This window comes from Streptomyces sp. AM 2-1-1 (genome assembly GCF_029167645.1).
Classification (GTDB): Bacteria; Actinomycetota; Actinomycetes; order Streptomycetales; family Streptomycetaceae; genus Streptomyces.
The window spans coordinates 6,546,000-6,572,852 of sequence record NZ_CP119147.1; the positions used below are offsets into that span (position 1 = coordinate 6,546,000).

20 protein-coding genes are annotated in these 26,853 nt (G+C 71.2%); 9 read left to right on the forward strand and 11 right to left on the reverse strand.

What is annotated here, in order from left to right; translation table 11 throughout:
• Window positions 1–43: 43 nt before the first annotated feature.
• The 3 genes from mmsB to chvE are packed head-to-tail and all read right to left on the reverse strand — an operon-like array spanning window position 44 to window position 4,013.
• Window positions 44–1,282: a multiple monosaccharide ABC transporter permease gene (mmsB, locus tag PZB77_RS28450; RefSeq protein ID WP_275495496.1), complete on the reverse strand. Its 1,239-nt coding sequence runs from the start codon at window positions 1,280–1,282 to the stop codon at window positions 44–46.
• Window positions 1,279–2,850: a multiple monosaccharide ABC transporter ATP-binding protein gene (gene mmsA, locus PZB77_RS28455; protein ID WP_275496247.1), complete on the reverse strand. Its 1,572-nt coding sequence runs from the start codon at window positions 2,848–2,850 to the stop codon at window positions 1,279–1,281. The genes mmsB and mmsA overlap by 4 nt, the downstream gene beginning before the upstream one ends.
• Window positions 2,851–2,903: 53 nt before the next feature.
• Window positions 2,904–4,013 (reverse strand): multiple monosaccharide ABC transporter substrate-binding protein, encoded by a 1,110-nt coding sequence (chvE, locus tag PZB77_RS28460; protein WP_275495497.1) that lies wholly within the window; start codon window positions 4,011–4,013, stop codon window positions 2,904–2,906.
• A gap of 863 nt (window positions 4,014–4,876) precedes the next feature.
• Between chvE and PZB77_RS28465 the strand changes: the two genes are divergently transcribed.
• Entirely contained in the window at window positions 4,877–5,626 is a 750-nt protein-coding gene (locus PZB77_RS28465; protein WP_275495498.1) for a DUF4232 domain-containing protein, read from the forward strand.
• Between the two features lie 80 nt (window positions 5,627–5,706).
• Here the strand turns inward: PZB77_RS28465 and PZB77_RS28470 are convergent, their stop codons facing one another.
• The 6 genes from PZB77_RS28470 to PZB77_RS28495 form a co-directional block, all read right to left on the reverse strand.
• Complete coding sequence (locus PZB77_RS28470) at window positions 5,707–6,597, reverse strand: geranyl diphosphate 2-C-methyltransferase (protein WP_275495499.1); 891 nt, start codon at window positions 6,595–6,597, stop codon at window positions 5,707–5,709.
• Between the two features lie 4 nt (window positions 6,598–6,601).
• Window positions 6,602–7,909, reverse strand: coding sequence for a family 2 encapsulin nanocompartment cargo protein terpene cyclase (locus PZB77_RS28475; RefSeq protein WP_275495500.1), 1,308 nt, complete (start codon window positions 7,907–7,909; stop codon window positions 6,602–6,604).
• Between the two features lie 182 nt (window positions 7,910–8,091).
• A complete protein-coding gene (locus tag PZB77_RS28480; protein ID WP_275495501.1) occupies window positions 8,092–9,504 on the reverse strand; it encodes a family 2B encapsulin nanocompartment shell protein in 1,413 nt (470 codons plus the stop codon).
• A gap of 446 nt (window positions 9,505–9,950) precedes the next feature.
• A complete protein-coding gene (locus PZB77_RS28485; RefSeq protein ID WP_275495502.1) occupies window positions 9,951–11,429 on the reverse strand; it encodes a sialate:H+ symport family MFS transporter in 1,479 nt (492 codons plus the stop codon).
• Between the two features lie 129 nt (window positions 11,430–11,558).
• On the reverse strand, window positions 11,559–12,239 hold the full coding sequence (locus PZB77_RS28490; RefSeq protein WP_275495503.1) for a putative N-acetylmannosamine-6-phosphate 2-epimerase: 681 nt from the start codon (window positions 12,237–12,239) through the stop codon (window positions 11,559–11,561).
• A complete protein-coding gene (locus tag PZB77_RS28495) occupies window positions 12,236–13,228 on the reverse strand; it encodes an ROK family protein (protein ID WP_275495504.1) in 993 nt (330 codons plus the stop codon). Before PZB77_RS28495 ends, PZB77_RS28490 begins: the two co-directional genes overlap by 4 nt.
• A 241-nt stretch (window positions 13,229–13,469) precedes the next feature.
• On the opposite strand from PZB77_RS28495, the gene PZB77_RS28500 reads away from it, so the two are divergent.
• A complete protein-coding gene (locus PZB77_RS28500; protein WP_275495505.1) occupies window positions 13,470–14,168 on the forward strand; it encodes a FadR/GntR family transcriptional regulator in 699 nt (232 codons plus the stop codon).
• A 100-nt stretch (window positions 14,169–14,268) separates the two neighbouring features.
• Here PZB77_RS28500 and PZB77_RS28505 read toward each other — a convergent pair whose 3' ends face one another.
• Both PZB77_RS28505 and PZB77_RS28510 read right to left on the reverse strand, forming a co-directional pair.
• Window positions 14,269–15,258: an acetylxylan esterase gene (locus PZB77_RS28505; protein WP_275495506.1), complete on the reverse strand. Its 990-nt coding sequence runs from the start codon at window positions 15,256–15,258 to the stop codon at window positions 14,269–14,271.
• Between the two features lie 166 nt (window positions 15,259–15,424).
• Window positions 15,425–16,156, reverse strand: coding sequence for a FadR/GntR family transcriptional regulator (locus PZB77_RS28510; RefSeq protein WP_275496248.1), 732 nt, complete (start codon window positions 16,154–16,156; stop codon window positions 15,425–15,427).
• A 178-nt stretch (window positions 16,157–16,334) separates the two neighbouring features.
• Here PZB77_RS28510 and PZB77_RS28515 point away from each other — a divergent pair, with 178 nt between their 5' ends.
• The 7 genes from PZB77_RS28515 to PZB77_RS28545 all read left to right on the forward strand — a co-directional run bounded on the left by PZB77_RS28515 (window position 16,335) and on the right by PZB77_RS28545 (window position 26,821).
• The gene (locus PZB77_RS28515) at window positions 16,335–17,930 is read left to right on the forward strand and encodes an ABC transporter substrate-binding protein (protein WP_275496249.1); all 1,596 of its coding nucleotides are present in this window, start codon (window positions 16,335–16,337) and stop codon (window positions 17,928–17,930) included.
• A 71-nt stretch (window positions 17,931–18,001) separates the two neighbouring features.
• Window positions 18,002–18,952 carry an ABC transporter permease gene (locus tag PZB77_RS28520; RefSeq protein ID WP_275495507.1) on the forward strand — a complete coding sequence of 317 codons (951 nt, stop codon included), beginning with the start codon at window positions 18,002–18,004 and terminating at the stop codon, window positions 18,950–18,952.
• 1 nt (window position 18,953) lies between these two features.
• Window positions 18,954–20,924, forward strand: a complete 1,971-nt coding sequence (locus PZB77_RS28525; protein WP_275495508.1) for a dipeptide/oligopeptide/nickel ABC transporter permease/ATP-binding protein — start codon at window positions 18,954–18,956, stop codon at window positions 20,922–20,924.
• Window positions 20,921–21,928, forward strand: coding sequence for an ABC transporter ATP-binding protein (locus PZB77_RS28530; RefSeq protein ID WP_275495509.1), 1,008 nt, complete (start codon window positions 20,921–20,923; stop codon window positions 21,926–21,928). The genes PZB77_RS28525 and PZB77_RS28530 overlap by 4 nt, the downstream gene beginning before the upstream one ends.
• Window positions 21,925–22,857 carry a dihydrodipicolinate synthase family protein gene (locus tag PZB77_RS28535; RefSeq protein ID WP_275495510.1) on the forward strand — a complete coding sequence of 311 codons (933 nt, stop codon included), beginning with the start codon at window positions 21,925–21,927 and terminating at the stop codon, window positions 22,855–22,857. The genes PZB77_RS28530 and PZB77_RS28535 overlap by 4 nt, the downstream gene beginning before the upstream one ends.
• Window positions 22,858–23,171: 314 nt before the next feature.
• Window positions 23,172–25,025 (forward strand): exo-alpha-sialidase, encoded by a 1,854-nt coding sequence (locus PZB77_RS28540; RefSeq protein WP_275495511.1) that lies wholly within the window; start codon window positions 23,172–23,174, stop codon window positions 25,023–25,025.
• A 284-nt stretch (window positions 25,026–25,309) separates the two neighbouring features.
• Window positions 25,310–26,821 carry a cryptochrome/photolyase family protein gene (locus PZB77_RS28545; protein WP_275495512.1) on the forward strand — a complete coding sequence of 504 codons (1,512 nt, stop codon included), beginning with the start codon at window positions 25,310–25,312 and terminating at the stop codon, window positions 26,819–26,821.
• Window positions 26,822–26,853 lie beyond the last annotated feature (32 nt).

A 26,853-nucleotide genomic window follows, 5' to 3' on the forward strand; every position in this document is an offset into this window, starting at 1 on the left:
CGGCGGACCGAGCCGGCGGGCACAGCGCTGCGGAGGAGCGGGGTCAGGCGCCCGCCCTCCGCTTGTTCCACACGTCGAAGCCGACCGCAGCCAGCAGCACCAGGCCCTTGATGACCTGCTGCCAGTCGGTCCCCACCCCGACCAGGTTCATGCCGTTGTTGAGGACACCGAGGACCAGGCCGCCGATGATGGCTCCCAGTACCGTGCCCACGCCACCGCTCATCGACGCTCCGCCGATGAACGCGGCCGCGATGGCCTCCAGTTCGAAGTTCACCCCCGCCTTTGGCGAGGCCGCGTTGAAGCGAGCCGCGAAGACGAGACCGGCGAGCGCCGCGAGCATTCCCATGTTGAGGAAGACCGCGAAGGTCACCTTCTTGTCCTTGACCCCGGACAGCTTCGCTGCGGGCAGGTTCCCCCCGATCGCGTAGACGTGCCGGCCGACCACGGCGTTGCGCATCACGTAGCCGAAGCCGATCAGCAGCACCGCCAGGATCAGGAGCACCACGGGGGCGCCCTTGTAGCTGGCGAGCAGCAGGGTGGTGACCAGGACCGCGGCGACCAGCGCCGCCGTCTTCAGCGCGAACAGGCTCGTCGGAAGCGGGTCCAGGGTGAACTCCCGCTGGTTCCTGCGCTCCCGCACCTCCTGGAACACCACGTAGGCGGCGAGTCCCAGCCCCAGGATCAGAGTGATGTTGTGGTAGTTGGTGTCCGGGCCCACCTCCGGCAGGAAGCCGTTGGCGACCTTCTGCAGCCCTTCCGGGAACGGACCGAGCGTCTGCCCCTTGAGGAAGATCTCCGTCAGTCCGCGGAAGAGCAGCATGCCGGCGAGGGTCACGATGAACGACGGGATGCCGACGTACGCGATGAAGAAGCCCTGGACCGCGCCGGCGGCGGCTCCCAGCAGCAGCGTGAGGACCACCGCGACCGGCCAGGAGACGTGGTGCTCGACCATGAGCACCGCCCCGATGCCGCCCACCAGGGCCATCAAGGAGCCGACCGACAGGTCGATGTGCCCGCAGATGATGACGATCATCATGCCGATGGCGAGGATGAGGATGTAGCTGTTCTGCAGCACCAGGTTGGAGACGTTGCGCGGCAGCAGGAGGTCGCCGCCCGTCCAGATCTGGAACAGGAGCACGATCAGGCCGAGGGCGAAGAGCATCCCGTACTGGCGCATGTTGCGCCGGACACCGTCCAGGAGCACCCGGCCCACCGGTGCCGAGGAGGAGCGGGTGCCGCCTCCCGGCGGTGCCGGCGTGGTCGGGCTGACGTCGGTGCTCATACGGGTCGTCCTTCGCTGGGGGTGGCACCTGCGGTGACTGCTGGTGGTGCGGGGGTGTCGCGCGTCATGTGCCGCATCAGCACTTCCTGGGTGGCGTCCGCGCGAGGCACTTCGCCGGTCAGCCGCCCGGCTGCCATGGTGTAGATGCGGTCGCACATGCCGAGCAGTTCGGGCAGCTCCGAGGAGATGAAGAGGATCGCCTTCCCCTCGGCGGCGAGACGGTCGATCACGGTGTAGATCTCGAACTTGGCCCCGACGTCGACCCCGCGGGTGGGTTCGTCGAGGATCAGGACGTCCGGACCGGCGAGGATCCACTTGCTGAGGACGACCTTCTGCTGGTTGCCGCCCGACAGCCGGCCGACCGCCTCGAGGACGTTCGGCGTCTTGATGTTCATGCTCTGCCGGTAGCGCTCGGCCACCTTGCGCTCCTCGTGCGCGTCGACGACGCCGCGCCGCCCGAGGGTGCCCAGGGAGGCGAGCGAGATGTTCCGGCTCACGGTGTCCCCGAGGTCGAGACCGTACTGCTTGCGGTCCTCGGTGACGTACGCGATGCCGTTGGCGACCGCCTCCGGGACCGTGCGCGTACGCACCTCGCGGCCGTCCCTGCGGACGGAGCCCTGCTCGTAGCGGCCGTAGGAGCGGCCGAAGACGCTCATGGCGAGCTCGGTCCGGCCGGCCCCCATGAGCCCGGCGACGCCGACGATCTCCCCGCGGCGGACCTGGAGCGAGACCCCGTCGGCCACCTTGCGGCTGCGGTCGAGGGGATGACGCACCGTCCAGTCACGTATCTCCAGAGCCGGTTCGGTGTCGGTCGCACCCTCGTACGGGGTGCGGTCGGGAAACCGGCTGTCGAGGTCCCGGCCCACCATGCCGCGGATGATCCGCTCCTCGGTGGTCGCCGGGTCGTTGACGTCCAGCGTCTCGATGGAGCGCCCGTCGCGCAGGATGGTGACGGAGTCGGCGATCTTCGCGATCTCGTTCAGCTTGTGCGAAATGATGATCGAGGTGATGCCCTGACCCTTCAACTCCCTCATGAGGCGCAGGAGTTTGGCGCTGTCCTCGTCGTTCAGGGCTGCGGTGGGCTCGTCGAGGATCAGCAGCCGGACGTTCTTCGCCAGTGCCTTCGCGATCTCCACGAGTTGCTGCTTGCCCACGCCGATGTCGGCGACCCGCGTCTCCGGGTGTTCGTCGAGTCCGACCCGCTTGAGCAGCGCGGAAGCGCGGCGCATCGCCGCCCGCCAGTCGATGATCCCCCGGCGGGACGGTTCGTTGCCGAGGAAGATGTTCTCGGCGATCGACAGGTAGGGGACGAGGGCGAGTTCCTGGTGGATGATGACGATGCCGCGCCGCTCACTGGCCCGTATGTCCTTGAAGTGGCACGGCTCGCCGTCGAAGAGGATCTCGCCCTCGTAGCTGCCGTGCGGGTGGACGCCGGACAACACCTTCATCAGCGTCGACTTGCCGGCGCCGTTCTCTCCGCACAGGGCGTGCACCTCCCCCTGCGCCACGGACAGGGTGACCTCCGACAGTGCCCTGACCCCGGGGAAGGTCTTCACGATCGACCGCATCTCCAGGACCGGGCCGGCCGGGGACGGTACGGCCGACTCGGCTCGCGCGGAGGTCACCCCAGCTCCCCGGCGTCGATGTAGCCCGAGTCGACCAGGACCTTCTCGTAGTTCGTCCTGTCGACGCTGATCGGGTCGAGCAGGTAGGCCGGGACCACCTTCTTGCCGTTGTCGTACGTGGTGTCGTCATTGGTCTCGGGCTTCTTGCCGTCGAGGACGGCGGTCACCATGTCCGCGGCGACCGTGGCGAGGGCCCGGGTGTCCTTGTAGACGGTCTGGGTCTGCTGGCCCGCGATGATCGACTTCACGGAGGCCACTTCGGCGTCCTGGCCGGTGACGACCGGCAGCGGCTTGGCGGTACTCCCGTAGTCGTCGGACTTCAGGGCGGAGAGGATGCCGATGGAGATGCCGTCGTACGGGGAGAGCACGGCATCGACGCGGGCGGCGGCGTAGGAGGAGGTGAGCAGGTCGTCCATGCGCTTCTGCGCCGTCCCTCCGTCCCAGCGCAGCGTGGTGACCTGGTTGAGCTGGGTCTGCTGGGAGCGCACGACCAACTGCTTCTTGTCGAAGTACGGCTTCAGCACCTTCATGGCGCCGTTGAAGAAGTACTTGGTGTTGTTGTCGTCGTTGGACCCGGCGAAGAGCTCGATGTTGAAGGGGCCCTTCTTCTTGCCGTCCTGCAGGCCCAACTTGTCGACGATGTAGGTCGCTTGGAGCTCGCCGACCTTCTCGTTGTCGAAGGAGGCGTAGTAGTCCACGTGATCGGAGCCCAGGATGAGCCGGTCGTAGGAGATCACCGGGATCTTGGCGTCGGCCGCCTGCTGCAGGACGTTGGAGAGCGCCTCGCCGTTGATGGCGGCGATGACCAGGGCGTCGACGCCCTGGGTGATCATGTTCTCGATCTGGGCGACCTGCTGGTCGGGGTCGTCCTCCCCGTACTGCAGGGTCGTGGCGAATCCGGCCTTCTTCAGACTCGCGGTCATGTTCTTGCCGTCGGCGATCCACCTCTCGGAGGACTTGGTCGGCATGGCGATGCCGATGGTCACGTCCTTCTTGTCCTTCGATTCCTCGCTTCCCCCCTCGCTGCTCTGCCCACAGGCGGTCAGGAGCATGGCGCAACCGGTGGTCACGGCCAGAAGGGCGGATGCGGACCGGAACTTCTTCATGAGCATTACCTGGCAATCCGTCGTCGAGGCGGCTCTGTTCGGAACGGCCTCGGCGTCGGCGCGTGTCCTCGCGCCGTCGGACGACGTCGTCCCGGGTGGGCGGCCGGTCTCGGTAGACCTGGCCGCGCGTAGATTGTTAGCGCTCACAATGGTGCGAGACAAGAGGGGTCAGCCTTTTTTCCGCAGTTGATACCCAGCCGTAAGCAGGGAGGAGTGCGCGGGCGGGCCTCTCGCGAAGGGATCGATTCCGCCGCGGGGGACATGCGTGACGGTGAGGCAACAGGCTTCTCCGGGACCGAGTTGGGGCCCCCGCGGCGCCGCGGCCGCACCACCCGCCTCGCGCATTGCCGCGTCGGTTCCACTCCGTCGGTGCGCGCACCCGGCCGCCGTACCCTGCCTCAGGAGGAGTTGTGGGACCGGACCGGGTCCGCCGCTCCGGGGGAGTCTGCGGTGGCGGCGGACCGCCGGCTTTCACGGATCGGTGATTCCCGCTGCGACACGGTCTGTTCGTCGTGCGAGTGTCGTCCTCGGCCGCGCGTCGATCCCGAGTCGGACGGTCAACCCCACGGCGAGGCGGTCCCGTGCCACCCGGCACCACCCGACGCTCCACCGTCGACCCGCCATTTCCTGCCGCACACCACGGCTGCCCCGGTGGCCACGGCAGCACCACCCTTCCCGTCGAGGCCGCAGGCGGCCCTGACCGCCCGCCGACCAGGGTCACGCCCACGCTCCCGGTCGGTGCGAGGGCTGTAACAGAGCGGACTTCGCCGGCGACCGATCCCGGCGGCGGCAACCACAATGGCGGGAGAGAGCTCGCGTCATCGACCGGCCCCGGGGCCGGTCCCGGGGGAGTAGGACACGGCATGCACACGAAGACAGCCAGAGCCGGATCGGTGCGTCAGGGACTGCGCGGCACCCTGTGGGGAGCGGCCGTGATCGTGGCCTTCCTGGCGACCACCGCCTGCGAGACCTCCGAGGGGGAGGCCGACGCCGCGCCCTCGGTCGCGGCCCCGGCCGGGGAGAGTGCCGCGAAGAGCCCCGCGCCGTCGGGTGACACCGGCACCGGTACCCCCGCCGCCACCGGGAGCGGCAGCGGTGGTTCGGCGGGTCAGGACGCCGGCGACAGCGGAGAGACCGGCGGCGGCAACGGCACCGCCCATCCGGACTGCGAGGCCACCGACCTCCACACCGCCGTCGAGTCGCAGGACGCGCCGGGGCAGACGCCCCGCCACTTCCTGCTGACCGTCACCAACGGCAACGAGAAGCCCTGTGTCCTCAACGACGCACCGCTGCTGCGACTCGGTGCGGGCAATGACACCCCGACCGTCCGCACGCTCGGAGAGCCGGACACCGAGCCCGTCGTCGTCGAAGGAGACGGCACGGCCTACGCCGGTCTGTACGTCTTCGGCAACGACGAGGGCGGCGAAGCGGAATACGACCAGGCGGACCGGTTCACCGCCACCCTGGTCGCCGGTGAGGGAACCGAACTCAACGGCACCCTCGTCTTCGACCTGCCCGACGGGCTCGCCTCCGTCTCCTACGACGACGCGGCACGGGTGAACGGCTGGGCCGGTACCGAGGGCCTGGCGATGCGCCCGATCAACCAGCTCTGACCGCGGGGGCCACGGCGGGTCGGCCGGTGCCGGCGAGGTCCGTCCGCGGGGCGGCTCCCGGGCACCGGCCGGGCGGCCCGTCAGACGCGGTCCGCCGCGATGAGGAGGTACTGGAAGGACCCGTCCCGGTAGGAGTTGAGGAACGCGTCCTCGATGCCGGTGACCAGTGACGTGGTGGCTCGCAGCTCCCAGTAGGGCAGGGTGTCGGGGGTGAGGTCGACGACGGCCGTCGGCACCAGGCGGTTGTCGGCCATGGCGCGCAGGTACTCCCGGCGCGAGTGGATGTTGCACTCGAAGTGCGCGTTGATCTGCGAGACCCACTTCGAGGGCTGGCCGTACCGGGGGTTCCAGCAACCGGTGATGGTCACGTAGCGGCCGCCGACCCTCAGGACACGGGAGTGCTCGGCGAAGAGGTCCTGGAGGTCGACGTACATGCTCGACTCGTTGTTCCACGAGCCGGCGGCCGACCCGGTCGCGAAGGGTGTCGCGAGCATGTTGCAGACGCGGGCGCGGACGCGGTCCTGCACGTCCAGTTCGCGGGCGCGGCTGTTGGCGAACTCGGCCTGCTTGGCTGAGAGGGTGACCCCTTCCACCGTGCATCCGAAGCGCTGGTGGGCCATCACCATCGACCCGCCCCGGCCACAACCGGCGTCCACCAGGGTGTCGTCGTGGCCGATGGCGCCGAGGTGCCCCAGGAGGAACTCGGCCTGCGCCGACTCCAGTCGGTGGAGCTCGGCGATCACCTTCTTCTCGCGCGCGCTGTCCTCGGCGTCGCCCAGCGCCGCGTGATCCACCTCGCCGATGCCGTAGTGGTGGTGGTACAAGCCGTCCACGTCGCCGAGGCGCAGGTTCACGGGCCGCGCCTCCCCGTCCCAGTAGCGGGCGATGTCCCCCTGGTAGGGCGTCGCCGGGCGGGGGATGCGCGCGGCGGGGGCGACGATAGGTTCGGTGCTGGTCACGGCTGGATCCATTCTCTTACCAGAAATCGGGCAGGGTGTAGCGGTAGGTGTTGGTCCGGTGCCAGTAGTGGTTGCCGTCGACCCACGCGGCGACGCCCCGCAGGAAGCGGTGCACCGGAGGGAGGGGGCACGCCTCCGCGAGGGCAGCGGCCTCCCTCTCGAAGTCCCGCATCAGGTCGTTGTGGACCTCGACGGACTTCAGATAGGCGTCGCGGTCGGAGAGTCCTTCGCGTGCGGCGATCACGACGGGCAGGTTCAGGTGCCGACCGGGGGAGTCGAGTTCCTTGGTGTACGAGTACAGGTCGTTCACGAGGGTCGTCGCGTTCCCCGCCAGGGCGATGACCCTCTGCATGGCGTCCTGGGCGTGCAGGTCCGCCGGCAGTTCGTAGCCGCCGACGGTGTCGGTGATGGTCGGGCACGGGCGGAAGTTGTTGAACTGGCGCATCGCCAGGTACTCCCACACCTCCGGTACGTGGTCCAGTTGCGCCCACGCGGCTTCGGCGAGGTACCCCAGGTGCAGCCGGGCCATGTCGTGCCGGAGCCGGTCCGCCTGGGACGCTCCGGCCGCCCGCACGAAGTACTCCATGGCGGAGCGGTAGGCCCGCCGGGGTGCGTCCGCCCGGAGCGACTTCGCCCACTGCGGCCGGTACTCCTCGGTCGTGTGGAGGGGATCGAGGGCGGTGTGTGCCAGCAGGAGCCGCTCGCCGAGGCCCACGGGCGAGCCCCCGTGGTCCTCGCAGTAGCAGTCGTCCACCGCGTTCTCCGCGACCATCAGGCGCGTGGCGAGCATCAGGTGGTCGACGGAGGGCGCGTCCGGATGGCAGACGACCATGTAACGGCCCACCGAGAAGCCGTCGAACTGCTCCTCCCACTCCTCGGGGTAGAGCTGGACCTCCTCCAGCGCCCAGGCCTTGATCCTCCGGCTGACCTCCTCGACCCGTGCCAGGTCGGGATCGGGCACTGGATGGTGGTAGAGCCCCGGGACCGGCGTCCCCTCCGCGGCCCCGGCCGGCGAGGGCGGCGCCGGTTCCCGAGCGACCAGCCGCAGCCCCGCGGTGCCCAGACCGCTCGGCCCCCGCAGGAGGCGTTCGATACCGGCACCCGGTACCTTCGCGACAGCGGTCGGGGCGGGGAGCGGCGGAGTTACGGGCGGGGCGGTCGCGGTGTGTACGGCGGGCGGGCCGCCGAGTGCGGCCCTGACGTCATGGGCGCGGGCCGCCGCAGCGGCGAGAACGTGCGCCCCGAACCGGGCGGCCGCCTCGGGCGTGCTCGACCGCGGTGGCGAGGGGGGCGGGGGCGGCGGTGGCGGCTCGGGCGCGGGCATCGAGGGCTCCTTGGTGGGGTGGACGGATCTGCCGGAGTCCGCTGCGCCGCGCGCTCCCCGCCCGGGGAGCCTGGCGGGGGCCGCGGCCGGGCCCGGGGAACACGGCGGCGGGGGACTTCGGTGCGAGCGGGTTGGACCCGGGGGTGGGGGCGGGTGGCCCCTCACGTTCCGCCGGAAAGGGCTCAGCCCTGCCAGCGTGCGATCTGCACGTTCTCCAGCACGCCCACCGCATCCGGTACGAGGATGGCGGCGGAGTAGTACGTGCTGACGAGATAGGACGTGATCGCCTTCTCGTCGATGCCCATGAAGCGGACCGAGAGACCCGGCTCGTACTCGTCCGGCAGCCCGGTCTGGTGCAGACCGACGACGCCCTGGTTCGCCTCCCCGGTACGCATGACCAGGATCGAGCTGGTCTTCTCCCGGGTGACGGGGATCTTGTTGCACGGCAGGATCGGAACCCCGCGCCAGGCCGGCACCTGCTGGCCGCCGAGGTCGACGTGGTCCGGATAGACCCCTCGCGCGTTGAACTCCCGCCCGATCGCCGCGATCGTCCGGGGGTGTGCGAGGAAGAACTTGGATCCGCGTCGCCGGCAGAGCAGCTCGTCCAGGTCGTCCGGTGTCGGCGGGCCGGAGTGCGTCTGCAGGCGCTGCTTGAAGTCGGCGTTGTGGAGCAGGCCGAACTCCCGGTTGTTGATCAGCTCGTGCTCCTGGCGTTCGCGCAACGCCTCGATGGTGAGCCTGAGTTGCTCCTTGGTCTGGTTCATCGGCCCGTTGTAGAGGTCGGCGACCCGCGTGTGGATCCGCAGGATGGTCTGGGCGACGGACAGTTCGTACTCGCGGGGCTTCAACTCGTAGTCGACGAAGGCGCCGGGCAGGTGCTGCTCACCGACGTGCCCCGCCGACATGGCGATCTCCGCCTCGCCGCGGTGGTTCTGCCCCCGCCGCGAGCGTGCGGAGAACGCGTCGAGGTGCGTCCGCAGGCCCGGGGCCCCGGAGACCACGGACGTGAAGTCGGAACGCGACAGGGTGAGCAGCGTGCCCGAGGTCTCGGCGGTGACGGTCTGCTCCCACCGGGCGTCCTCGTCCAGCAGCGCCTCCTCCCCGAACCGGTCGCCGTCGGCGAGTACGTCCAGGGCGACCTCGTCGCCGTAGGTGCCCACGGAGGTCTGGTTGACGCGGCCGTGCGCGATCAGATGGATCTGGTCCGCGGCCGTCCCGCGCTCGACCAGCGTCTCGCCGGCACGGAAGTCGCGCTGCACGCACCGGTCGGCGAGCGCCGTCAGCACGTCCACGTCGTCGAAACCGCGCAGCAGCGCCAGTTCACCGAGCTCGCGAGGGATCACCCGGACGTCGGAGCCCTCCTGGACGAACTCGATGGTTCCGTCACCGACGGTGTAGGAGAGCCGGCGGTTCACCCGGTACGCCCCGCCCTGGGCCTCCACCCAGGGGAGCATGCGCAGCAGCCAGCGGGAGCTGATCTCCTCCATCTGCGGTGCGGACTTGGTCGTGTGGGCGAGCTTGCGGGCAGCCCCCGTGCTCAGGCTGGACTGCGGGGGCAGCTCCAGTCGCGCTTCCGGGCTCGAGTCAACACTCATCGTGCACGCTCTCCATGATCAGCGCGGCGGCGCGGGCATACGGACGCCACCGGGCACCGAGGGAAAAAAAGGGGGTTACGTGGACGGAGACCCGTCCGGACGCAGGGAACACTAACGGCCGCCGCCTCCACCGGATCAAGGAAAGCCGCCGATGTTAACTCGATGCGATGATCGCGTCCCGCTCGAGGTTTGTCCGGCTGCCGACGCGTTCCGGCCGTGGACGGTGCGGGAGCAACTCCCTTGCGCCGGGCGGGAATGTGCCGGTCGGTACGGGGTGATCACCGCCGGGTACGCCGGGGCCGGTGTTCCACCGCGGCCGGCCGCTCATCCCCGGTGCGTCTGCGGTGCCCCGTCCACCCGTCTCCGTCCACACGTCTCCGTCCGCCCGTCTCCGTCCAGCCGTCCCCGGAGGCTGCCCGTGGCCGGCCCGGCGCACGGTGCCCCCGTCAGGTGACGGAGATCCGCGAATCGCCGCGGGGCCGATCCGCCGGCGTCACGGCAGGGCTCGGTGGAGCCGCCAGGTGGTCGTTTGATGCCGCCGGGTCCGTCAGCCTGTTCAGCCGGGCCGGGACGTCGAAACCGATCAGGAGCACCACGATCACCGTGCCCGCGGAGGTGAGCACGGCCAGCGCGCGCCCCAGATCCATGCCGGACGCCAGGTGCGCCCCCAGCACCGGGGCCACGGCCCCGCCCAGCGCTCCGACGTTGTAGGTGAAGCCGAGCGCCGCCCCCCGGCCGCGGGTGGGGAAGTGGCCCCCGATGTAGCGCGGCAGCAGCCCGGAGATCCCGAAGCTGGTGGCCTGCAGCAGGAAGAGCAGGCAGCCGAGCACGAGCACGTTGTCGCGCACGGCGAAGACGGGAGCGACGAGGACGAGCGAGGCCAGCAGGGTCAGCGCGTACGCCTTGCGCACACCGATCCGGTCACCGAGGAAGCCGGCCGCACAGCATCCGGCCATGGTGCCGAAGCCGGCGAAGGTCAGGACACCGGTGACCTGGCCGCCGCTGTACCCCAGCTCGGTCCGGAGGTAGGTCGGAAGCAGGGCCTGAATCGGCCAGGAGTACAGGAACGCGAAGAAGAGCGTCACGATCATCGACACGTACAGGAGTCCGTTTCGTCGTCCGCCCATCTGGACCGCGAACGCGAGCAGGCAGAGGCCCGCCGCCACGGACAGCGGGGCGACGAGCCCTTCACCGCCCGGCGTGAAGACCAGGAAGAGCGAGAGCGCGGCCACCACGGCGAGTGCGGTGTTGCCCGTCGCCAGCCACGGAGTGCGCACCAGCGGCCGCAGCGGGCCGGGCAGCACCTCCCGCGCCGCAGCCTCCTCCGTCCACGCCCCGGTCTCCGGCAGGGCCCGCCGCATCCACAGTGCGATCACGATGGGGACGATGCCCAGGAAGAACATCCAGCGCCAGCCGAGCGAGGGCACCACCCAGTCGTGGACCTGTGCGGCCAGCACCGAACCCAGCGAGAAGCCCGAGATCAGGAAGCCGCTGGCCCGCCCGCGCAGACGGGCGGGCCAGCTCTCCAGGACGTACGTCGCGCTCGCGCCGTACTCGCCCGCCATGCCCATCCCGACGGCGAGCCGGGCGGCGAAGAGGCTCTCGTAGTTCCAGGCGAGGCCGCACGCGAACGTGCCCAGCGAGTAGAGCAGGATGCTGGCCACCATGGAGAGCCTGCGTCCGTACCGGTCGCCGAGGGCGCCCAGTACCGCACCGCCCAGCCACCGGGTGACGAAGGCCCCGGAGACCAGACCGGCCGCCCGCGCCGTGCTCAGGTGGAAGTCGTCGGCGACCTCGGTGAGGACGAGGGTGATCAGGACGAAGTCGAACCCGTCGAGGACGTAACCGGTCCAGGCGGCGAGGAAGGACTTCCACCGGGCGGCGCCGACCTCGCGGTACCAGGGGAAGGCGGGTGATTTCTGCACGATGCGCTCAATGATGCGATACCACCGTCAACCGCCGGACGGCGGTACCGCATCGTGAAGCTCTCGTGCGGTGCCGCCGTCACCCACCGGGCCGGAACCCCGTCCCGCGCCCCGGCCGCAGCCGGGCGCTCACGGCCGGGCGAGCCCGGCGACGAAACGTGCCGTGAGGGCGGTGGGCGCGGTGATCGCGGTGCCGACCACGACGCTGTGGGCGCCCCGGCCGAGAGCCTCGCGGGCCTGCTCCGGCGTGTGGAGCCGCCCTTCGGCGACCACCGGCACGGCGACCGCGGCCGCGAGCGCCTCCACCAGTTCGAGGTCCGGACCCGGCTGCTGCGGGGAACCCGGCACGTAACCCGAGAGCGTCGTCGAAACGAAGTCGGCCCCGGCCCCGGCCGCCGCGACCCCCTCGGCGAGCGTGGAGACGTCGGCCATCACCAGGGCGCCCGCCGCGTGCACGGCGGTGACCAGCTCGGCGAAGGCCGAGCCGTCGGGGCGCGGCCGGTCGGTGGCATCGGCGGCGACCACGGCCGCGCCCGCTTCCACGAGCGCCAGGGCGTGGTGGACGGTCGGCGTGATGTACACCCCGGTGTCACCGTCCTTCCACAGGCCGATGACCGGCAGGTCCACGGCGTCCACGATCGCGGCGACGACCCCGGGCTCGTTGGCGCGGATCGCCGACGCCCCGCCGGCGACGGCCGCCAGCGCCAGGCGCACGAGGGCGGACGTCTCCCGCATGGGATCGCCCGGCGGCGCCTGGCAGGAGACGATCAAACGGCCTTCGAGTACGGCGGCGAGGTGCTGTGCGGTCATCGGGCGACTCCCGGGTGGTGGAGGGGAAGGGACGTGGTCAGGGCCGCGGCGCCCAGCACGGCGGCGTCGTGGCCGAAGAGCGGGGGCTCGGGCACGAGCCGGCCGCGCAGGGGCGGCATGAGTTCGGCGGTGAAGGCGGCGGTGAGGGCCCGGCCGTAGACCGGACCGATCCGGGGAACCCCACCGCCCACGACGACCCGGTCGGGGCCGAGCGCGTTGGCGAGGCCGCCGAGGACCCGCCCGAGCGCCGTCGCGCCGGTGGTGATGGCGAGCACGGCGGCCCGGTCGCCCCCGGCGGCCCGGGCGGCGACCGTTTCCAACCGGTCCACCAGGGCGCCGGTGAGCCGCTCGTAATGGGCGGTGATGCCCGGGCCGGAGGCGATGACCTCCAGGTGACCGGTGGCCTCCGCACCGCACGTGCAGGGCAGCCCGGCGGCGTCCGCACTGGCCATGTGACCCAGGTGCCCGGCGACGCCCCCCGCCCCCTGCAGCATCCGCCCGTCGACGGCCACCGCCCCGCCCACGCCGGTCCCGACGGCCGCGAACAGCAGCGAGCCGTGTGGGTCGCCGAGGGCGGCGAGTTCCGGACCGGCGGTGGCGCGCACGTCGTTGTCGCAGGCCACCGGCAGACCCGTGCGGTCGGCCAGGCCAGGGCCGAGCCGGGTGCCCGCCCACCCGGCGATCGAGTCGGTGGCGCTGGTGACCGTGCCGCTGCGGGGGTCGACGACCCCGGCGGCCGCGATGCCGAGCACCGTCGCCAGCCCGCCGGGGTCCACCTCGGCCGCCGCGCCGGCGAGTGCGTCGAGGACAGCGGACGCGCCGTCCTCGGCGGGAGTGGGCCGGGTGTGCCGGGCCAGTACGGTGCCGTCGGCCGCGAAGAGCGCTGCCGCGATCTTCGTGCCGCCCAGGTCGAGACCGACGACCGGGGTCGCGGGGCGGCCCGTGCCCGTCGGACCGCCACCTCTCGCAGGGGGTGTGGTCAGGGCCATGGTGGTGAGCTCCCACTCGTTCGGAACGCCGGTTCGCCGACCGCACCGGGATCGGATCGCAACATCAGACGTAAGATGTCCTATGTCTCTGTTCACCATAGCCGGGACGCCCGGCAGTCGGTCAAGGGGTTCCCGGCCGCAAGCCTTCGGACCGGAGGCCGCCGACGGGGGTCCCCGGTGGAAGGACCTCGCATCGGGTCGGGGTGGCGCCGGTACCCGGCTCCACGTCAGGAGGAACGCCGTGGCACGCCCCACGATGACCCAGGACATCGAGCGCAGGATCAAGGAGCTGATCCTCGGACACCGGCTCGCCCCGGGTGACCAGCTGCCCACCGAGACCGAGTTGATGGAGCTCTTCTCCGTCGGACGGGTCTCCGTGCGGGAGGCGCTCAAGGCACTCCAGGCCACGAACGTCGTCGAGATCCGGCGCGGCTTCGGTACGTTCGTCGGCACGCTCTCCCTCGCACCCTTCGCCGACGGGCTGGCGTTCCGGGCCGTCGTACGGCAACGGCAGGGCGAGCCGGGGCTGCTGGAGCTGATGAAGGTGCGCGAGGCGCTGGAGGCCGGCCTCATCGGCGCAGTGGCCGCGGACATCACCGCCGAGGAACTGGCCGCCCTGCGCGGCCTCGTCGCCAGGATGGAGTACGAGGCGGGTGGCGGCGGCGTGGCGCGCTCCACCGACCGCGCCTTCCATCTCGCTCTCTACGCCTCCCTCGACAGCCACCTGCTCAGCGAGGTGCTCGACGCGTTCTGGGCGGCGCTGGAGAGGGTGCGCGAGGACATGGACGACGCCCACCAGGACCCCTGCCTCACCTGCGCACAGCACCGCGAGATCGTCGACGCGCTCGAAGCGGGGGACGGTGGCCGCGCCGCACAGGCCATGCGCGTCCACTTCGACGGGGTGCGCGGCCGTCTGGAAGCGGGCTCCCCGGGCTGGTGAGGGCGGTGGACGCCGACCGGCGGTCCGCGCCGGGTGCCGCACGCCCGGCACGGACCGCCGGACGGCCCGGTGCCGTGCGCCCGCAGCCGGGACGGCTCTCTCAGCCGGGCGTCACGGTGGCGAACAGCTCGCGCACCCAGGTGAGCTGGCGGCGCTGGTGGTGGGTCGTACCGCCCTCGTGCCCGTTGAACTCGTACACCTCCACCTGCTTGGGACCGCCGTACCGGTTGTAGGCGGTGAAGCAGGTGGACGGCGGGCAGATCTCGTCCATCATCGCGATCGAGAAGAGCGCCGGTGCGGTCGCCCGCGCGGCGTGATGGGCTCCGTCGAAGTAGGACAGCGTGCGGAAGACCGGGGCGGTCCGGTCGCGGTGGAGCCGCAGGTAGGAGGCGATCTCCGTGTAGGGCGGCAGGGAGGTGATGCGCGCGGCCCGCGGGAAGTTGCAGAGGAAGGGCACGTCGGGCATGACTCCCGCGAGGGAGGGGACCAGCCCGGACGCCGCCAGGGCGAGGCCTCCGCCCTGGCTGACCCCGGTCACCACGATGCGGGCCGGGTCGACGGCGGGGTGCTCGCGCATCGCCTCCACGCACCGGACGGCGTCGGTGACGATGCGCCGGTAGTAGTAGGTCTCGGGGCTCTCGATGCCGCGCGTCAGGAAGCCGGGCGTGGTCCCCGCCCCGCCGGCGTCGGTGTCGGCGGTGGCCCCGACGGCCGCGGACCAGCCCTGGCCGCGTGTGTCCATGACCAGGTGCGCGTAACCGGCGCAGGCCCACAGGAGGTTCTCGTGCGCCAGCCCGCGCCCTCGGCCGTAGCCCAGGAACTCGACGACGCACCCCAGGGGGCCGTCCGTCCCCGCGGGCATGCGCAGCCAGCCCCGCACGGGCCGGCCGGCGTGGCCAGGAACGCTGACGTCGTACACGCGCACCTGGGGGAGGCCCGTCTCCGTCTCCGTGAACACCGGTCGCACGCAGGCGCCTTCGCCGGGCGGGGCGGCCAGGGTGCCGGACCAGAAGGCGTCGAAATCCTCGGGCTCGGGGAGGTCGGGGCGGTAGGTCACGCACTGTTCCAGGGGGAGGTCGACTGACGGCATGGTAGGTCCTTCGGGGAGCGAGAGGTAAGGCATAAGACGTCAGATGTCCTGTGGGTAACGGGACCTTAGGCAGCGGAACGGATCCCGTCAAGAGTGGGGCGGTCCGCCGCACGCTCCCGGTCCGGGGCGTACGGCGGACCGGGGGCGCACGGCGGACCGCGGCAGGTCAGGCCGAGGCGTCCCGGCGCGCCCGCGCCTCCCTGATCCGGCGCCGGACCGGCGCGTAGTGGTCCTCGATCGCCTGGAGGAAGGCGATCGAGTCGCCCGCCCGGGCGGCGTCCACGATGCCCTGGTGGGCGGCGATCGTCGCAGTCTCGTCCGCGTGCGTGAACCCGTCGAGGTGCGGGGCGACGATCACGTAGACGTCCCAGAACGCCATGGAGAGCTGGCCGATGAGCTCGTTGCCCACCGGGGCGACCAGGAGCGCGTGGAAGGACCGGTCCGCGGCGACGAAGCCGTGGCCGTCGCCCGCACCGGTGGCGCGCATGGTGGCCACGAGTTCGTCCAGGGCGTCGAGCTGCTCACCGGTCAGCGAGGCCACGATCCGGTCCGCCATGCCCCGTTCGAACAGCTCACGCACGTCCACCAGGTCGGCCATCACCTGGAAGTCGTCGTCGGGGGAGAGGAGACCCCGGAACGTGAGGCTCTCCACCAGGGCGGAGAGGCTGAGCCGCCCCACGTAGGTGCCGTGGCCGTGGCGGACGTCGACGATGTCGAGCGCGTCCAGGATCTTGACCGCCTCGCGCACACTGGAACGGCTGGCGCCGAGCGCCTCGCAGAGGGCGGGCTCGGTGGGCAGCGGGTCACCGGGGCGCAGCCGTTCGTCGAGGATGTAGCGCTTGATTCCCTCCACCACTTCCTGCCGCAACAGCGTGCGACTCGGTCTGGCGCCGGAAATTTCTGGACTCCCCACCTCTTGACCCCTCTCGATTGTCAAGCTACGTTCCCAGGCTATCAAGGCATCGGACATCTGACGTCTTACGCCCTAGTCTCCTCGCATCGTGGACTGGGCCCTCGTGGACGAACTGCTCCTCTTGCCCCGTCTCCTCTCCCTCAACGTCCCCTTTGGAGGACCCGTGCCCGAGCTGAGGCCCACAGGCGTCGAGCGCCGCACCTTCCTGCGATACACCGGACTCGTCAGTGCGGCGGCCGCCATCACGGCGAGCGTGGCCGCCTGCGGCGGCCCCTCGTCGACCGGTGACGACGCGTCGGGCGCCACCGGCACCACCGGCACCATCGAGGCCGGCATGTCGTACGCGCTGTCGACCGGGTTCGACCCGATGACCACCTCGGGGGCCACCCCCTACGCGGCCAACATGCACATCTTCGAGGGCCTCGTCGACCTCGATCCGGTGACCCTCGAAGCCAGACCCGCTCTGGCCACCGAGATGCCGAAGAAGATCAACGCCACCACCTACCGGGCCACCCTGCGTGACGGCGCCACCTTCCACGACGGCTCCGCGGTGACCGCCGAGGACGTGGTGTTCAGCTTCGAACGCATCCTCGACCCCGACAACGCCTCGCTGATGGCGCAGTTCGTGCCGTTCCTCGACGGTGTCTCGGCCGTCGACGCCAAGACCGTCGAGTTCAAGCTGAAGTACGCCTTCACGCTCTTCCCCTCCCGCATCTCGGTCGCCAGGATCGTGCCGAAGAAGATCGTCGAGGCGGACGCCAAGGGGTTCGACGCCAAGCCGGTCGGCTCGGGGCCGTACAAGTTCGTCGAGGCGATCCGCGAGGACAAGATCGTCTTCGCCAAGTACGCGCAGTACAACGGTGCTCACCCGGCCAAGGCCGAGAAGATGATCTGGCGCCTCATCTCGGACTCCTCCGCCCGGGTCAGCGCCATGCGCTCCGGCCGGGTCCAGGCCATCGAGGACGTCCCCTACATCGACGTCGCGGGCCTCGCGGGCTCGGCGAAGACCGAGTCGGTGCAATCCTTCGGCCTGCTCTTCCTCATGTGCAACACCGCCGACAAGCGCTTCGCCGACAAGCGGGTCCGCCAGGCGCTGCACTACGCCCTGGACACCGAGAAGATCATCAAGACCGCGCTGGTCGGCAACGCGACGGCCGCGACCGGCTACGTACCCACCACCCACCCCGACTACCACAAGGCCGCCACCGTCTACACCCACGACGTGGCCAAGGCGAAGAAGCTGCTCGCCGAAGCGGGCGTGGGCAAGCTCGAGTTCACCGTGTTGCTGACGGACACCGGCTGGGTCAAGGACGTCGCCCCGCTGATCCAGGAGAGCTGGGCCGCCGCCGGTATCGAGGCGAAGCTCGGCATCGCACAGTCCGCGGCGCAGTACGCCAAGATCGACGGCGGTGACTTCGAGGTACTCGTGGCGCCCGGGGACCCGTCCGTCTTCGGCAACGACGCCGACCTCCTGCTCCGCTGGTTCTACTACGGCTTCTGGCCCGAGAACCGGTACGGCTGGGCCAAGTCGGCCGCCTACAAGCAGGTCAAGCAGCTCCTCGACAAGGCCGCGCAGGCCGCCGACGAGAGCACCCGCAAGCAGCTCTGGGGACAGGTCACCGACCTGGTGGCGGAGGAAGCGGCGCTCTACCCGATCTTCCACCGCAAGCTGCCCACCGCCTGGAACGACAAGGGGCTCTCCGGCTTCTCGCCGCTGCCCACCACGGGCCTGTCGTTCCTGGACGTCGGCCGCGCCTGAACCCCACGTGTCCGGGCCGCCCGTGCGGCCGGCCCGGACACGCTGCCCGCCCAACCGCAAGGAAACCGACGATGGTTGCATTTCTCCGGCTTGCGCTGCGCCGCGTCGCCATGATGCCGGTGATGATCCTCGGCATCGCGCTGCTGGTCTTCGTGGTGCTGCAGTTCTCGCCGACCGACCCCGCGTACAACGCGCTCGGGGAGAGCGCGACGCCCGAGGCCCGCGAGGCGTTCTCCGAGGCCAACGGGCTCAACGACCCCTTGCCCGTACGCTACTTCCGCTTCCTGGGCCAGCTCCTCCACCTGGACCTCGGGTCGACCGTCCCGCCCAGCCGGCCCGTGATCGACCGGATCACCGAGGCCTTCCCCCTCACCCTGCAACTGACGTTCCTCGGCCTGGCCCTGGCCGTGGTGCTGGCGACGGTGGGCGGAGTCGCCGGTGCGATGTACCGCGACCGGTGGCCCGACCAGCTCTTCCGGCTCGTCTCCATGGCCGGCGTGGCGGTCCCCTCGTTCTGGCTCGGCGTACTGCTCATCCAGCAGTTCGCGCTGAACAGCCCCCTCTTCCCGACCGGCGGCTACACCAACCCCGCCGACTCGTTCAGCGGCTGGCTCCGGTGCATGGTCCTGCCCGCCGTGTCGCTCGCCGTCCCGGTCGCCGCGTCGCTCGCCCGCCTCATACGCACCTCCATGGTCGCCGAACTCGACCGTGACTACGTCCGTACCGCGCGAGGCAACGGGCTCCCGGTCTTCCTGGTCGTCCGCTCGGTCCTGCGCAACGCGCTCGTCACCCCGCTGACCGTGCTCGGGGTGAAGGTCGGCTACCTGCTCAGCGGAGCCGTCGTCATCGAAGCGATCTTCGACCTCCCCGGCATGGGCAAACTCATCCTCGAAGGTGTCACCGGCGGCGACGTCGCGCTGGTCCAGGGCACCGTACTGACCATCGCCATCGCCTTCCTGGTGGTCAACATCATCGTCGACCTGCTCTACCTGCTGGTCAATCCGCGCATCAGGACGGTCTGACATGTTCGACACGGGCCGTCTGGCCAAGAAGCTCTCCCGACCCCACATCGCCTTCCGCGCCCTTCCGGTCACCTCCCGGATCGCCCTCGCCGTGCTCGTCGTGGTCGTGCTCGGTGCCGTGCTCGCCCCCGTCCTCACGCAGGACCCGCTCACCACCGGTATTCCCGTGCAAGCCCCCAGCGGTGCGCACTGGTTCGGCACCGACCGCGCCGGGCGCGACGTGTTCGCCCGCGTGGTCAACGGCGCGCGCTACTCGCTGGTCATCGGTTTCGGAGCGACCGCCCTCGCGCTGCTGGCCGGGTCGATCCTCGGTGCCCTCGCGGCGACCTCGCGCAAGCTGGGTGACGAGACCGTCATGCGCACCCTCGACGTGGTGATGTCGTTCCCGCCGATCGCGCTCGCCGCCGTACTGGTCGCCGTCTTCGGGACGAGCCTCCCGGTCATCATCTTCACCGTCGCCTTCGTCTACAGCCCTTCACTGGCCCGTGTCGTACGCGCCAACGTCCTGGCGCAGTACGGCGAGGACTACGTGGCGGCCGAGAAGGTCCTGGGAGCGCGGCGGCCCCACATCGTGCTCCGGCACGTCGCCGTCAACTGCATGGCGCCCGTCATGGTGTTCGCCACCGTCATGGTCGCCGAAGCGATCATCTTCGAGGCGTCCCTCTCCTTCATCGGAGCGGGCGTCCAGGACCCCGACCCCAGTTGGGGCAGCGTGCTCGCCTACGGCCGGCAGATCCTCCTGGCCGGGGGCTGGTGGGCCACCTTCTTCCCCGGCCTCGCACTCCTGATCACCGTCCTGGCCCTCAACGTCCTCTCCGAAGGGCTCACCGACGCCTCCGCGGCGCCGAAGAGCGGTCGCACCGGCGGCGCCGATCCCCAGAAGGCCGTCAAGCCCGACCCCGTGGAGGCCTCCTCCACCGTCGACATCGACGCCGCGCTCGCCCGGCTCGCCCGGCACATCGGGTCCGCCGGGCCCTCCGTCACCCCGGTGCGGGAGGACGCCGCCGAACTCCTCGTCGTGCGCGACCTGGCCATCCGCTTCCCCGACCGGTACGGCGACATCCCGGTCGTCGACGGGCTGAACTTCACCGTGCACGAAGGCGAGACCCTCGGACTGGTCGGCGAATCCGGTTGCGGCAAGTCCATCACCAGTCTCGCCGTCATGGGACTGCTCGCGCGCAACGCACGGGTGGACGGCGAGATCATCTACCGGGGCCGCGACCTGCTGAAGCTCCCCCCGAAGGAGCGCCGGGCGCTGATGGGACCCGAGATCGCGATGGTCTACCAGGACGCGCTCTCCTCCCTCAACCCGTCCGTCCTCGTCGGCACCCAGCTCAAGCAGCTCACCTCGCGCGGCGGCACCAGGACCCCCGCCGAACTCCTCGAACTGGTCGGCCTCGCCCCCGGACGCACCCTGCGCAGCTACCCGCACGAGCTCTCCGGCGGCCAGCGCCAGCGCGTCCTCATCGCCATGGCGCTGTCCCGCAACCCCCGCCTCCTCATCGCCGACGAACCGACCACGGCTCTCGACGTGACCGTCCAGGCGCAGGTCGTGGAGCTGCTCATCCGGCTCCGGGACGAACTGGGCTTCGCCATGGTGCTGGTCTCGCACGACCTCGCGCTGGTAGGTGACCTCGCGCACCGGGTCGCCGTCATGTACGCCGGCCGCCTGGCCGAGATCGGCGGCACCCGGGCGGTGCTGACCGACCCCGCCCACCACTACAGCCGCGGCCTGCTCGGCTCCGTCGCCTCCCTGGAAGCCGGCGCGGACCGCCTCCACCAGATCCGCGGTGTCGTCCCCGCCCCCCAGGGATTCGGGTCCGGCTGCCGCTTCGCCGGACGCTGCACCGCGGCGACCGACCTCTGCCGGACCACGCCGCCCGCGCTCACCGCGCGCGGCACCACGGAGGACCACGGCTTCGCGTGCTACCACCCGGCGCGCGCCGCAGAACTGGAAGGAAGCGCCCTGTGATCAGGCTCGACGGCGTCCACGTACGCCACAAGGCACGCAGCGGGGGCCTCTTCGGCAAGGACGCCGTACACGCCCTCACCGACGTCTCCGTCGAGGTGGCCCGCGGAGAGATCCTCGGCCTGGTGGGGGAGTCCGGCTGCGGCAAGTCCACCCTCGCCCGGGTGCTGACGGGGCTGCAGAAGCCCACCGAGGGCGAGGTCCTCTTCCACGAGCGCGACCTCTGGGGGATCCCGGCGGCCGAACGGCGCGACCGGTTCGGCTCCTCGGTCGGCGTCGTCTTCCAGGACCCGTCCACGGCCCTCAACCCGCGCCTCACCGTCCGGCAGATCCTGCGCGACCCGCTGGACGTGCACCGGCGCGGCACCCGGGCACAGCGCGAGGCACGGGTGGAGGAACTCCTCGACCTCGTCGGACTTCCCGGACACACACTCGCCGCGCTGCCCGGCCAGTTGTCGGGCGGTCAGCGCCAGCGTGTCGCCATCGCGCGCGCCCTGGCCCTGGAACCCGAACTCATCGTCGCCGACGAACCCACCTCGGCGCTCGACGTCTCGGTGCGCGCCCAGGTCCTCAACCTCCTCGTCGACCTGCGCGAACGCCTCGGCCTCGGCATGGTGTTCATCTCCCACGACATCCAGACGGTGCGCTACCTCGCCGACCGCATCGCCGTCCTCTACCTGGGCCGCATCGTGGAGGAGGGCCGGGCCGAGGACGTCGCGGGCTCCCCCCGGCACCCGTACACCGAGGCGCTGCTCTCCGCGACTCCCAGCCTCCTGGAGAACACCGAGCGCATCGTCCTGACCGGCCCGGTGCCCTCGGCCACCAACCCGCCGACCGGCTGCCCGTTCCGGACCCGCTGCTGGAAGGCCGACGAGGAATGTGCCTCGGTCTTCCCCGACCCCTCCCCGGCGGCCGGTACGCACCGCTGGCACTGCTTCCACCCCCAGCCCGCCCGACCGTCCGACGGGGGAACCACCCCGCGGACGCCTGCAAGGAGCACCGCATGAGCACGTCCACCCCCCCGTACGCCGGAGTCGTCCCGCCCGTCGTCACCCCGCTCACCGCGGACGGCACGATCGACCGGATCTCCCTCGAAGGGCTCGTCGGCCACCTGCTCCGGGCCGGTGTCAGCGGACTGTTCGCGCTCGGCAGCTCCGGAGAGACCGCCTACCTGACGCCTGCCCAGCAGGACGAGGTCACCCGGGTGATCACGGCCACGGCCGCGGGCCAGGTGCCCGTGATCGTCGGCGCCATCGAGACCACCACCAACCGCGCGATCGAGCGGGCCCGTGCCGTCGCCGCCCTCGGCGCCGACGCCGTCGTGGTGACCGCGCCGTTCTACACCCGTACGCACCCCACCGAGATCGACCGTCACTTCCGGGAGATCGCCGGGGCCGTGGACCTTCCGCTGCTGGCTTACGACGTACCGGTCTGCGTCCACACCAAGCTGACCCCGGAGCTGCTCCAGCCGCTGGCGGCCGACGGTGTGATCGCGGGCGTGAAGGACTCCAGCGGGGACGACGGCTCCTTCCGCGTCCTGGCGAACGCGACGCGAGGGGTGCCCGGCTTCGCCATGCTGACCGGCCACGAGCTGGTCGTGGACGCCATGATGCTCTGCGGGGCCCACGGTTCGGTGCCCGGCCTCGGCAATGTCGACCCGCACGGCTACGTGCGGCTGCACGAGGCCGCGGTGCGCGGCGACTGGGCCGCCGCCAAGAAGGAGCAGGACCGGCTCGTGGCGCTCTTCGACATCGTCAAGGCGGCCGATCCGGCCACCGCTTCGGCGACGGCGGCCGGGCTGGGCGCGTTCAAGACCGCGCTCGAACTCCAGGGCGTCATCGCCACCAACGTCGTGAGCCCGCCGATGCGCCGCCTCGACGCGACGGAGCGCGCCACCATCGCCGCCCACCTGGAGCGCGCCGGCCTGCTGGGCTGACCGCCGCACGCCCCGCCCGGGCCGGCACGTCGAGGATTCCCGCCCCCGGCCACCACTCCGCCCCCTGACGGCGCCGGGGCGGTGTCCGGGGGCGGCGCGCGTACACGGCCCCCGCCGACCGCGATCCCTGGGGCCGCCAAGTCGGCCTCCGAGGGCGGGAGTTCATCCACCGAAACCCACACGCGGCAGAACGGTGGAATCCATTGACGTGACGGGCCCGCACTCCTACGGTCATCAAACACAAGACGTCTGATGTCTGTTGTCATAGGTCAGATGTTGCCGGATGGAATCTCCAGGCAGGAGTTGCGGACCACGTGTTTGCCGTCCCAGCACAATCCACGTCACGCTCGGCGCGATCCACGTCGACCTCGGCGCTGCGCCGAGGTGCGCTCGCCCTGCTGGCCCTCCTCACCGCGGTCACCACGGTGCTGCTCGTCCCCCTCCCGGCCTCGGCGGCCGTGAGCGGGCAGGCGGCGGTGGCCGACCAGGACTGCACCAGCAGCCGGATCAGGGTCACCCTGCTCAACGAGTCGGCGGCGGCGACGACCTTCACCGCGACCTGGGCCGGCGTCGGTACCTACACGCGCACCGTGAGCGCGGGGGACCGGACCACCCTCTTCTTCACCAAGGCCGACAAGACGGTGTACTCCATCGCCGTCACCACCCCCCAGGGGCTCAACACCACCCTGAACGGCACGCTCGACTGCGGCGCCGCGCTGGGCGCCCAGATCGCCATGGAGTGTCCGCGCAACGCGGACGGAACGCTTCCCGCGACCCACCGGCTGGGGCTGACCCTGGTCAACCGCTCGGCGACCGCGCGCACCTTCACCGTCCGGTGGCCCGGCCTCTCCGCGACGACGTGGACGAGGACGGTCGCCGCCAACGCCTCGGACGCCTCGATGTACTGGACCGTGGCGAACGGCACGGCCTACGCCATCACGACCACGGCGCCCGGCTTCACCCGGACCGAGAGCGGCCGGGCGACCTGCGGCCTGGCCACCGGAACCCCGGGGATGAACAGTCAGACCCTCTTCTCCACCACCGATGCCGTCGCCGGGGTCAACACCCGCCAGACGGACGGCACGTACCAGGAGCGTTCCCGTACCGTGGCATCGGTCCGCATTCCGGCGATGGCCGTGTCGAACACCGGCACGATCGTGGCCATGGCGGACGCCAGGGTCTCCAGCGCGGCCGACCTGGGCGGCGGCAGCAACGACATCCAGGTCGCGATGCGCCGCAGCACCGACGGCGGCGCCACCTGGTCCCCGGCCGAGATCGTCCAGCACGCCGGTACCACCACCGAGGGCTACGGCGACGTGAGCCTTCTGGTCGACCGCTCGGCCGGCGCCCGCGGCACGATCCACGCCTTCCTCAACTACTCCCCGGCGCCCGGCATCGGCTACTACGGCTCCGCCCCGGGATCCAACTCCGCCACCGACCCCACCGCGATGCACATCCGGGTCATCTCCTCGACCGACGACGGAGTCACCTGGTCCGCCCCGGTCGACCTCAACCCGCAGGTAAAAAAGGTCGGTTGGGCCGGAATCTTCGCCTCTTCGGGGCACGGTGTCCAGCTGGCGAGCGGCCGTCTCGTCCAGCCGATCGTCTACCGCGAGAACGGCGTCGACCACGCGGCGGACATCTACTCCGACGACCACGGCGCCACCTGGAAGACCGGCGCCCCGGCCGCCACCGGAGTGAACGAGAGCAAGGTCCTCCAGCGAGGCTCCGGCAAGGTGGTGCAGAACATGCGGTCCAACGGCGGAGGCAACCGCTGGTACGCGACGGCGAGCGACGCCGGCGCCCCGGACGTGGCGAGCCCCTTCGGTACGGCGTGGAACTCCGGAATGATCGACCCGGGATGCAATGCCGACGAGATCTCCTACCTCTCGCCCACCGACGTGGACTCCGGCGGGCGCCCGATCACCACCGACACCGCGCTGTACAGCGGCAACGCCTCCAGCAGCGGCCGCAACGAACTGACCGTGCGGGTCAGCGAGGACGACGGCGCGAGCTGGCGGCACCAGGTCCTGATCAAGTCGGGTGCCGCGGGATATTCGACGGCGGCCGTCCTCGGGAACGGAGCGATCGGAGACCTGTACGAGATCGGCGCGACCGGTGGAATCGTGTTCACCGGCTTCACCCTCGACTGGGCCAAGCAGTCCTGACGAGCGGGGCCCCGCGGCACACCCGCCGCGTACCGGCCGGCCCGACACCGGGTCGCGCCGGTACGCGGCGCTCCCGTGCAGGAGTTCCCCACCCGGCCCCCGCCGAACTGCTCGGCCACCTGCACGCCACGGGTGCCGGCCGGCGCGGCTGCACGACCGCTCGCGCATGTCTCACCGCCGTCTCCGGCGGGCCCGCCCGGCGTGTGCGGGACCCCGCCCACGTCCTCGTGCGCTTTGATCGGTGGACGGAAGCAGGGCGACGAACCACCGATGGAGTGCTCGGCATGACTGTGGACGAGGCCGTCACCACCCACTGGCTCTTCGGCGACCAGCTCGGCCCGCACTTCACCGATCCGGCGCGCGGCGGACCGCACCACGCCGCGCCGTTGCTGATGATCGAGGCCAGGAGCGTCTTCCGGCGCAGGCGCTTCCACCGGGCCAAGGCCCATCTGATCCTGTCGGCGATGCGCCACCGGGCCGCCGAACTCGGGGACCGGGTCCGCTACGTCAAGGCGGACACCTACCGCCAGGGGGTGCGGGAGGCGATGGGCGACCGTCCCCTGACGGTGTGCCACCCCACTTCCCACGCCGCTCGCGCCTTCGTGGACCGACTGCCCTCGGTCCGGGTGCTGCCGGCCCGCGGATTCCTCGTGGCACACGACGAGTTCAGGACGTGGGCGGACGGCCGGGGCACGAAGCACCTGCGCCAGGAGGACTTCTACCGCTGGGTGCGCGCCACGCACGACCTGCTGATGGCGGGCGACCAGCCGGCCGGCGGCCGGTGGAACCTCGACCACGACAACCGGCAGCCGCCGCCGCGCGGCGCGAGTGAGCTCGGGGTCCCGGCGCCCTACCGGCCGCACGAGAGCGACATCGACGCCGAGGTGCGCGCGGACCTGGACCGCTGGGTGCGCGAGGGGGACGTCGACTTCGTCGGCGAGGACGCGCCCCGCCGGTTCCCCGCCACCCGCCGCGAGGCGCTCGCGGCCCTCCGGCGCTTCGTCGACCACCGTCTCGCCACCTTCGGCGCGTACGAGGACGCGATCCTCGCCGACGACGCGACGATGAGCCACAGCCTGCTCTCGTCGTCGCTCAACCTGGGCCTGCTCGATCCGGCGGAGTGCGTCGAACGCGCGGAGGCACGGTGGCGCTCCGGCGACGTACCGCTCAACAGCGCGGAGGGCTTCGTCCGGCAGATCGCGGGGTGGCGCGAGTTCGTCTGGCAGGTCTACTGGTACTTCGGACCGGAGTACCGGAAGAACAACACGCTGCGCCACCGGGGCCCGCTCCCCGACTGGTTCACCGAGCTGTCCCCGGAGGGGACGGACGCGAACTGCGTCACCCACGTCCTGGACCAGGTCAGGGAGACCGGCTGGACCCACCACATCCCGCGCCTGATGATCCTGGGGAGCCTCGCCCTGCAACGGGGATGGGACCCCGGTGCCGTCACCGACTGGTTCCACCGCAGCTTCGTGGACGGTTACGACTGGGTCATGGTCCCGAACGTGGTGGGCATGTCGCAGTACGCGGACGGTGGGCGCATGACCACGAAGCCCTACACCTCCGGAGGCGCCTACATCGATCGCATGAGCGACCTCTGCGGTCCCTGCCGCTACAAGCCGTCCGTGCGCGTCGGCGAGGACGCCTGCCCCTTCACCGCCGGATACTGGAACCTGCTGCACCGCCACCGCGACCGGTTCGAGCACAACGCGCGGATGAGCCAGGCGGTACGGGGGCTGGACCGGCTCACCGATCTGGACGAACTGCTGGAGCAGGAGAGCCGCCGCCGGGACTGAGGCCACACCGGCGCCGGACCCCGCGGCCGCGG

Coding starts and splice junctions, on each gene's coding strand:
- mmsB (WP_275495496.1), bottom strand. CDS start 1,282: ATGAGCACCGACGTCAGCCCGACCACGCCGGCACCGCCGGGAGGCGGC.
- mmsA (WP_275496247.1), bottom strand. CDS start 2,850: ATGCGGTCGATCGTGAAGACCTTCCCCGGGGTCAGGGCACTGTCGGAG.
- chvE (WP_275495497.1), bottom strand. CDS start 4,013: ATGAAGAAGTTCCGGTCCGCATCCGCCCTTCTGGCCGTGACCACCGGT.
- PZB77_RS28465 (WP_275495498.1), top strand. CDS start 4,877: ATGCACACGAAGACAGCCAGAGCCGGATCGGTGCGTCAGGGACTGCGC.
- PZB77_RS28470 (WP_275495499.1), bottom strand. CDS start 6,597: ATGGATCCAGCCGTGACCAGCACCGAACCTATCGTCGCCCCCGCCGCG.
- PZB77_RS28475 (WP_275495500.1), bottom strand. CDS start 7,909: ATGCCCGCGCCCGAGCCGCCACCGCCGCCCCCGCCCCCCTCGCCACCG.
- PZB77_RS28480 (WP_275495501.1), bottom strand. CDS start 9,504: ATGAGTGTTGACTCGAGCCCGGAAGCGCGACTGGAGCTGCCCCCGCAG.
- PZB77_RS28490 (WP_275495503.1), bottom strand. CDS start 12,239: ATGACCGCACAGCACCTCGCCGCCGTACTCGAAGGCCGTTTGATCGTC.
- PZB77_RS28495 (WP_275495504.1), bottom strand. CDS start 13,228: ATGGCCCTGACCACACCCCCTGCGAGAGGTGGCGGTCCGACGGGCACG.
- PZB77_RS28505 (WP_275495506.1), bottom strand. CDS start 15,258: ATGCCGTCAGTCGACCTCCCCCTGGAACAGTGCGTGACCTACCGCCCC.
- PZB77_RS28520 (WP_275495507.1), top strand. CDS start 18,002: ATGGTTGCATTTCTCCGGCTTGCGCTGCGCCGCGTCGCCATGATGCCG.
- PZB77_RS28525 (WP_275495508.1), top strand. CDS start 18,954: ATGTTCGACACGGGCCGTCTGGCCAAGAAGCTCTCCCGACCCCACATC.
- PZB77_RS28535 (WP_275495510.1), top strand. CDS start 21,925: ATGAGCACGTCCACCCCCCCGTACGCCGGAGTCGTCCCGCCCGTCGTC.
- PZB77_RS28545 (WP_275495512.1), top strand. CDS start 25,310: ATGACTGTGGACGAGGCCGTCACCACCCACTGGCTCTTCGGCGACCAG.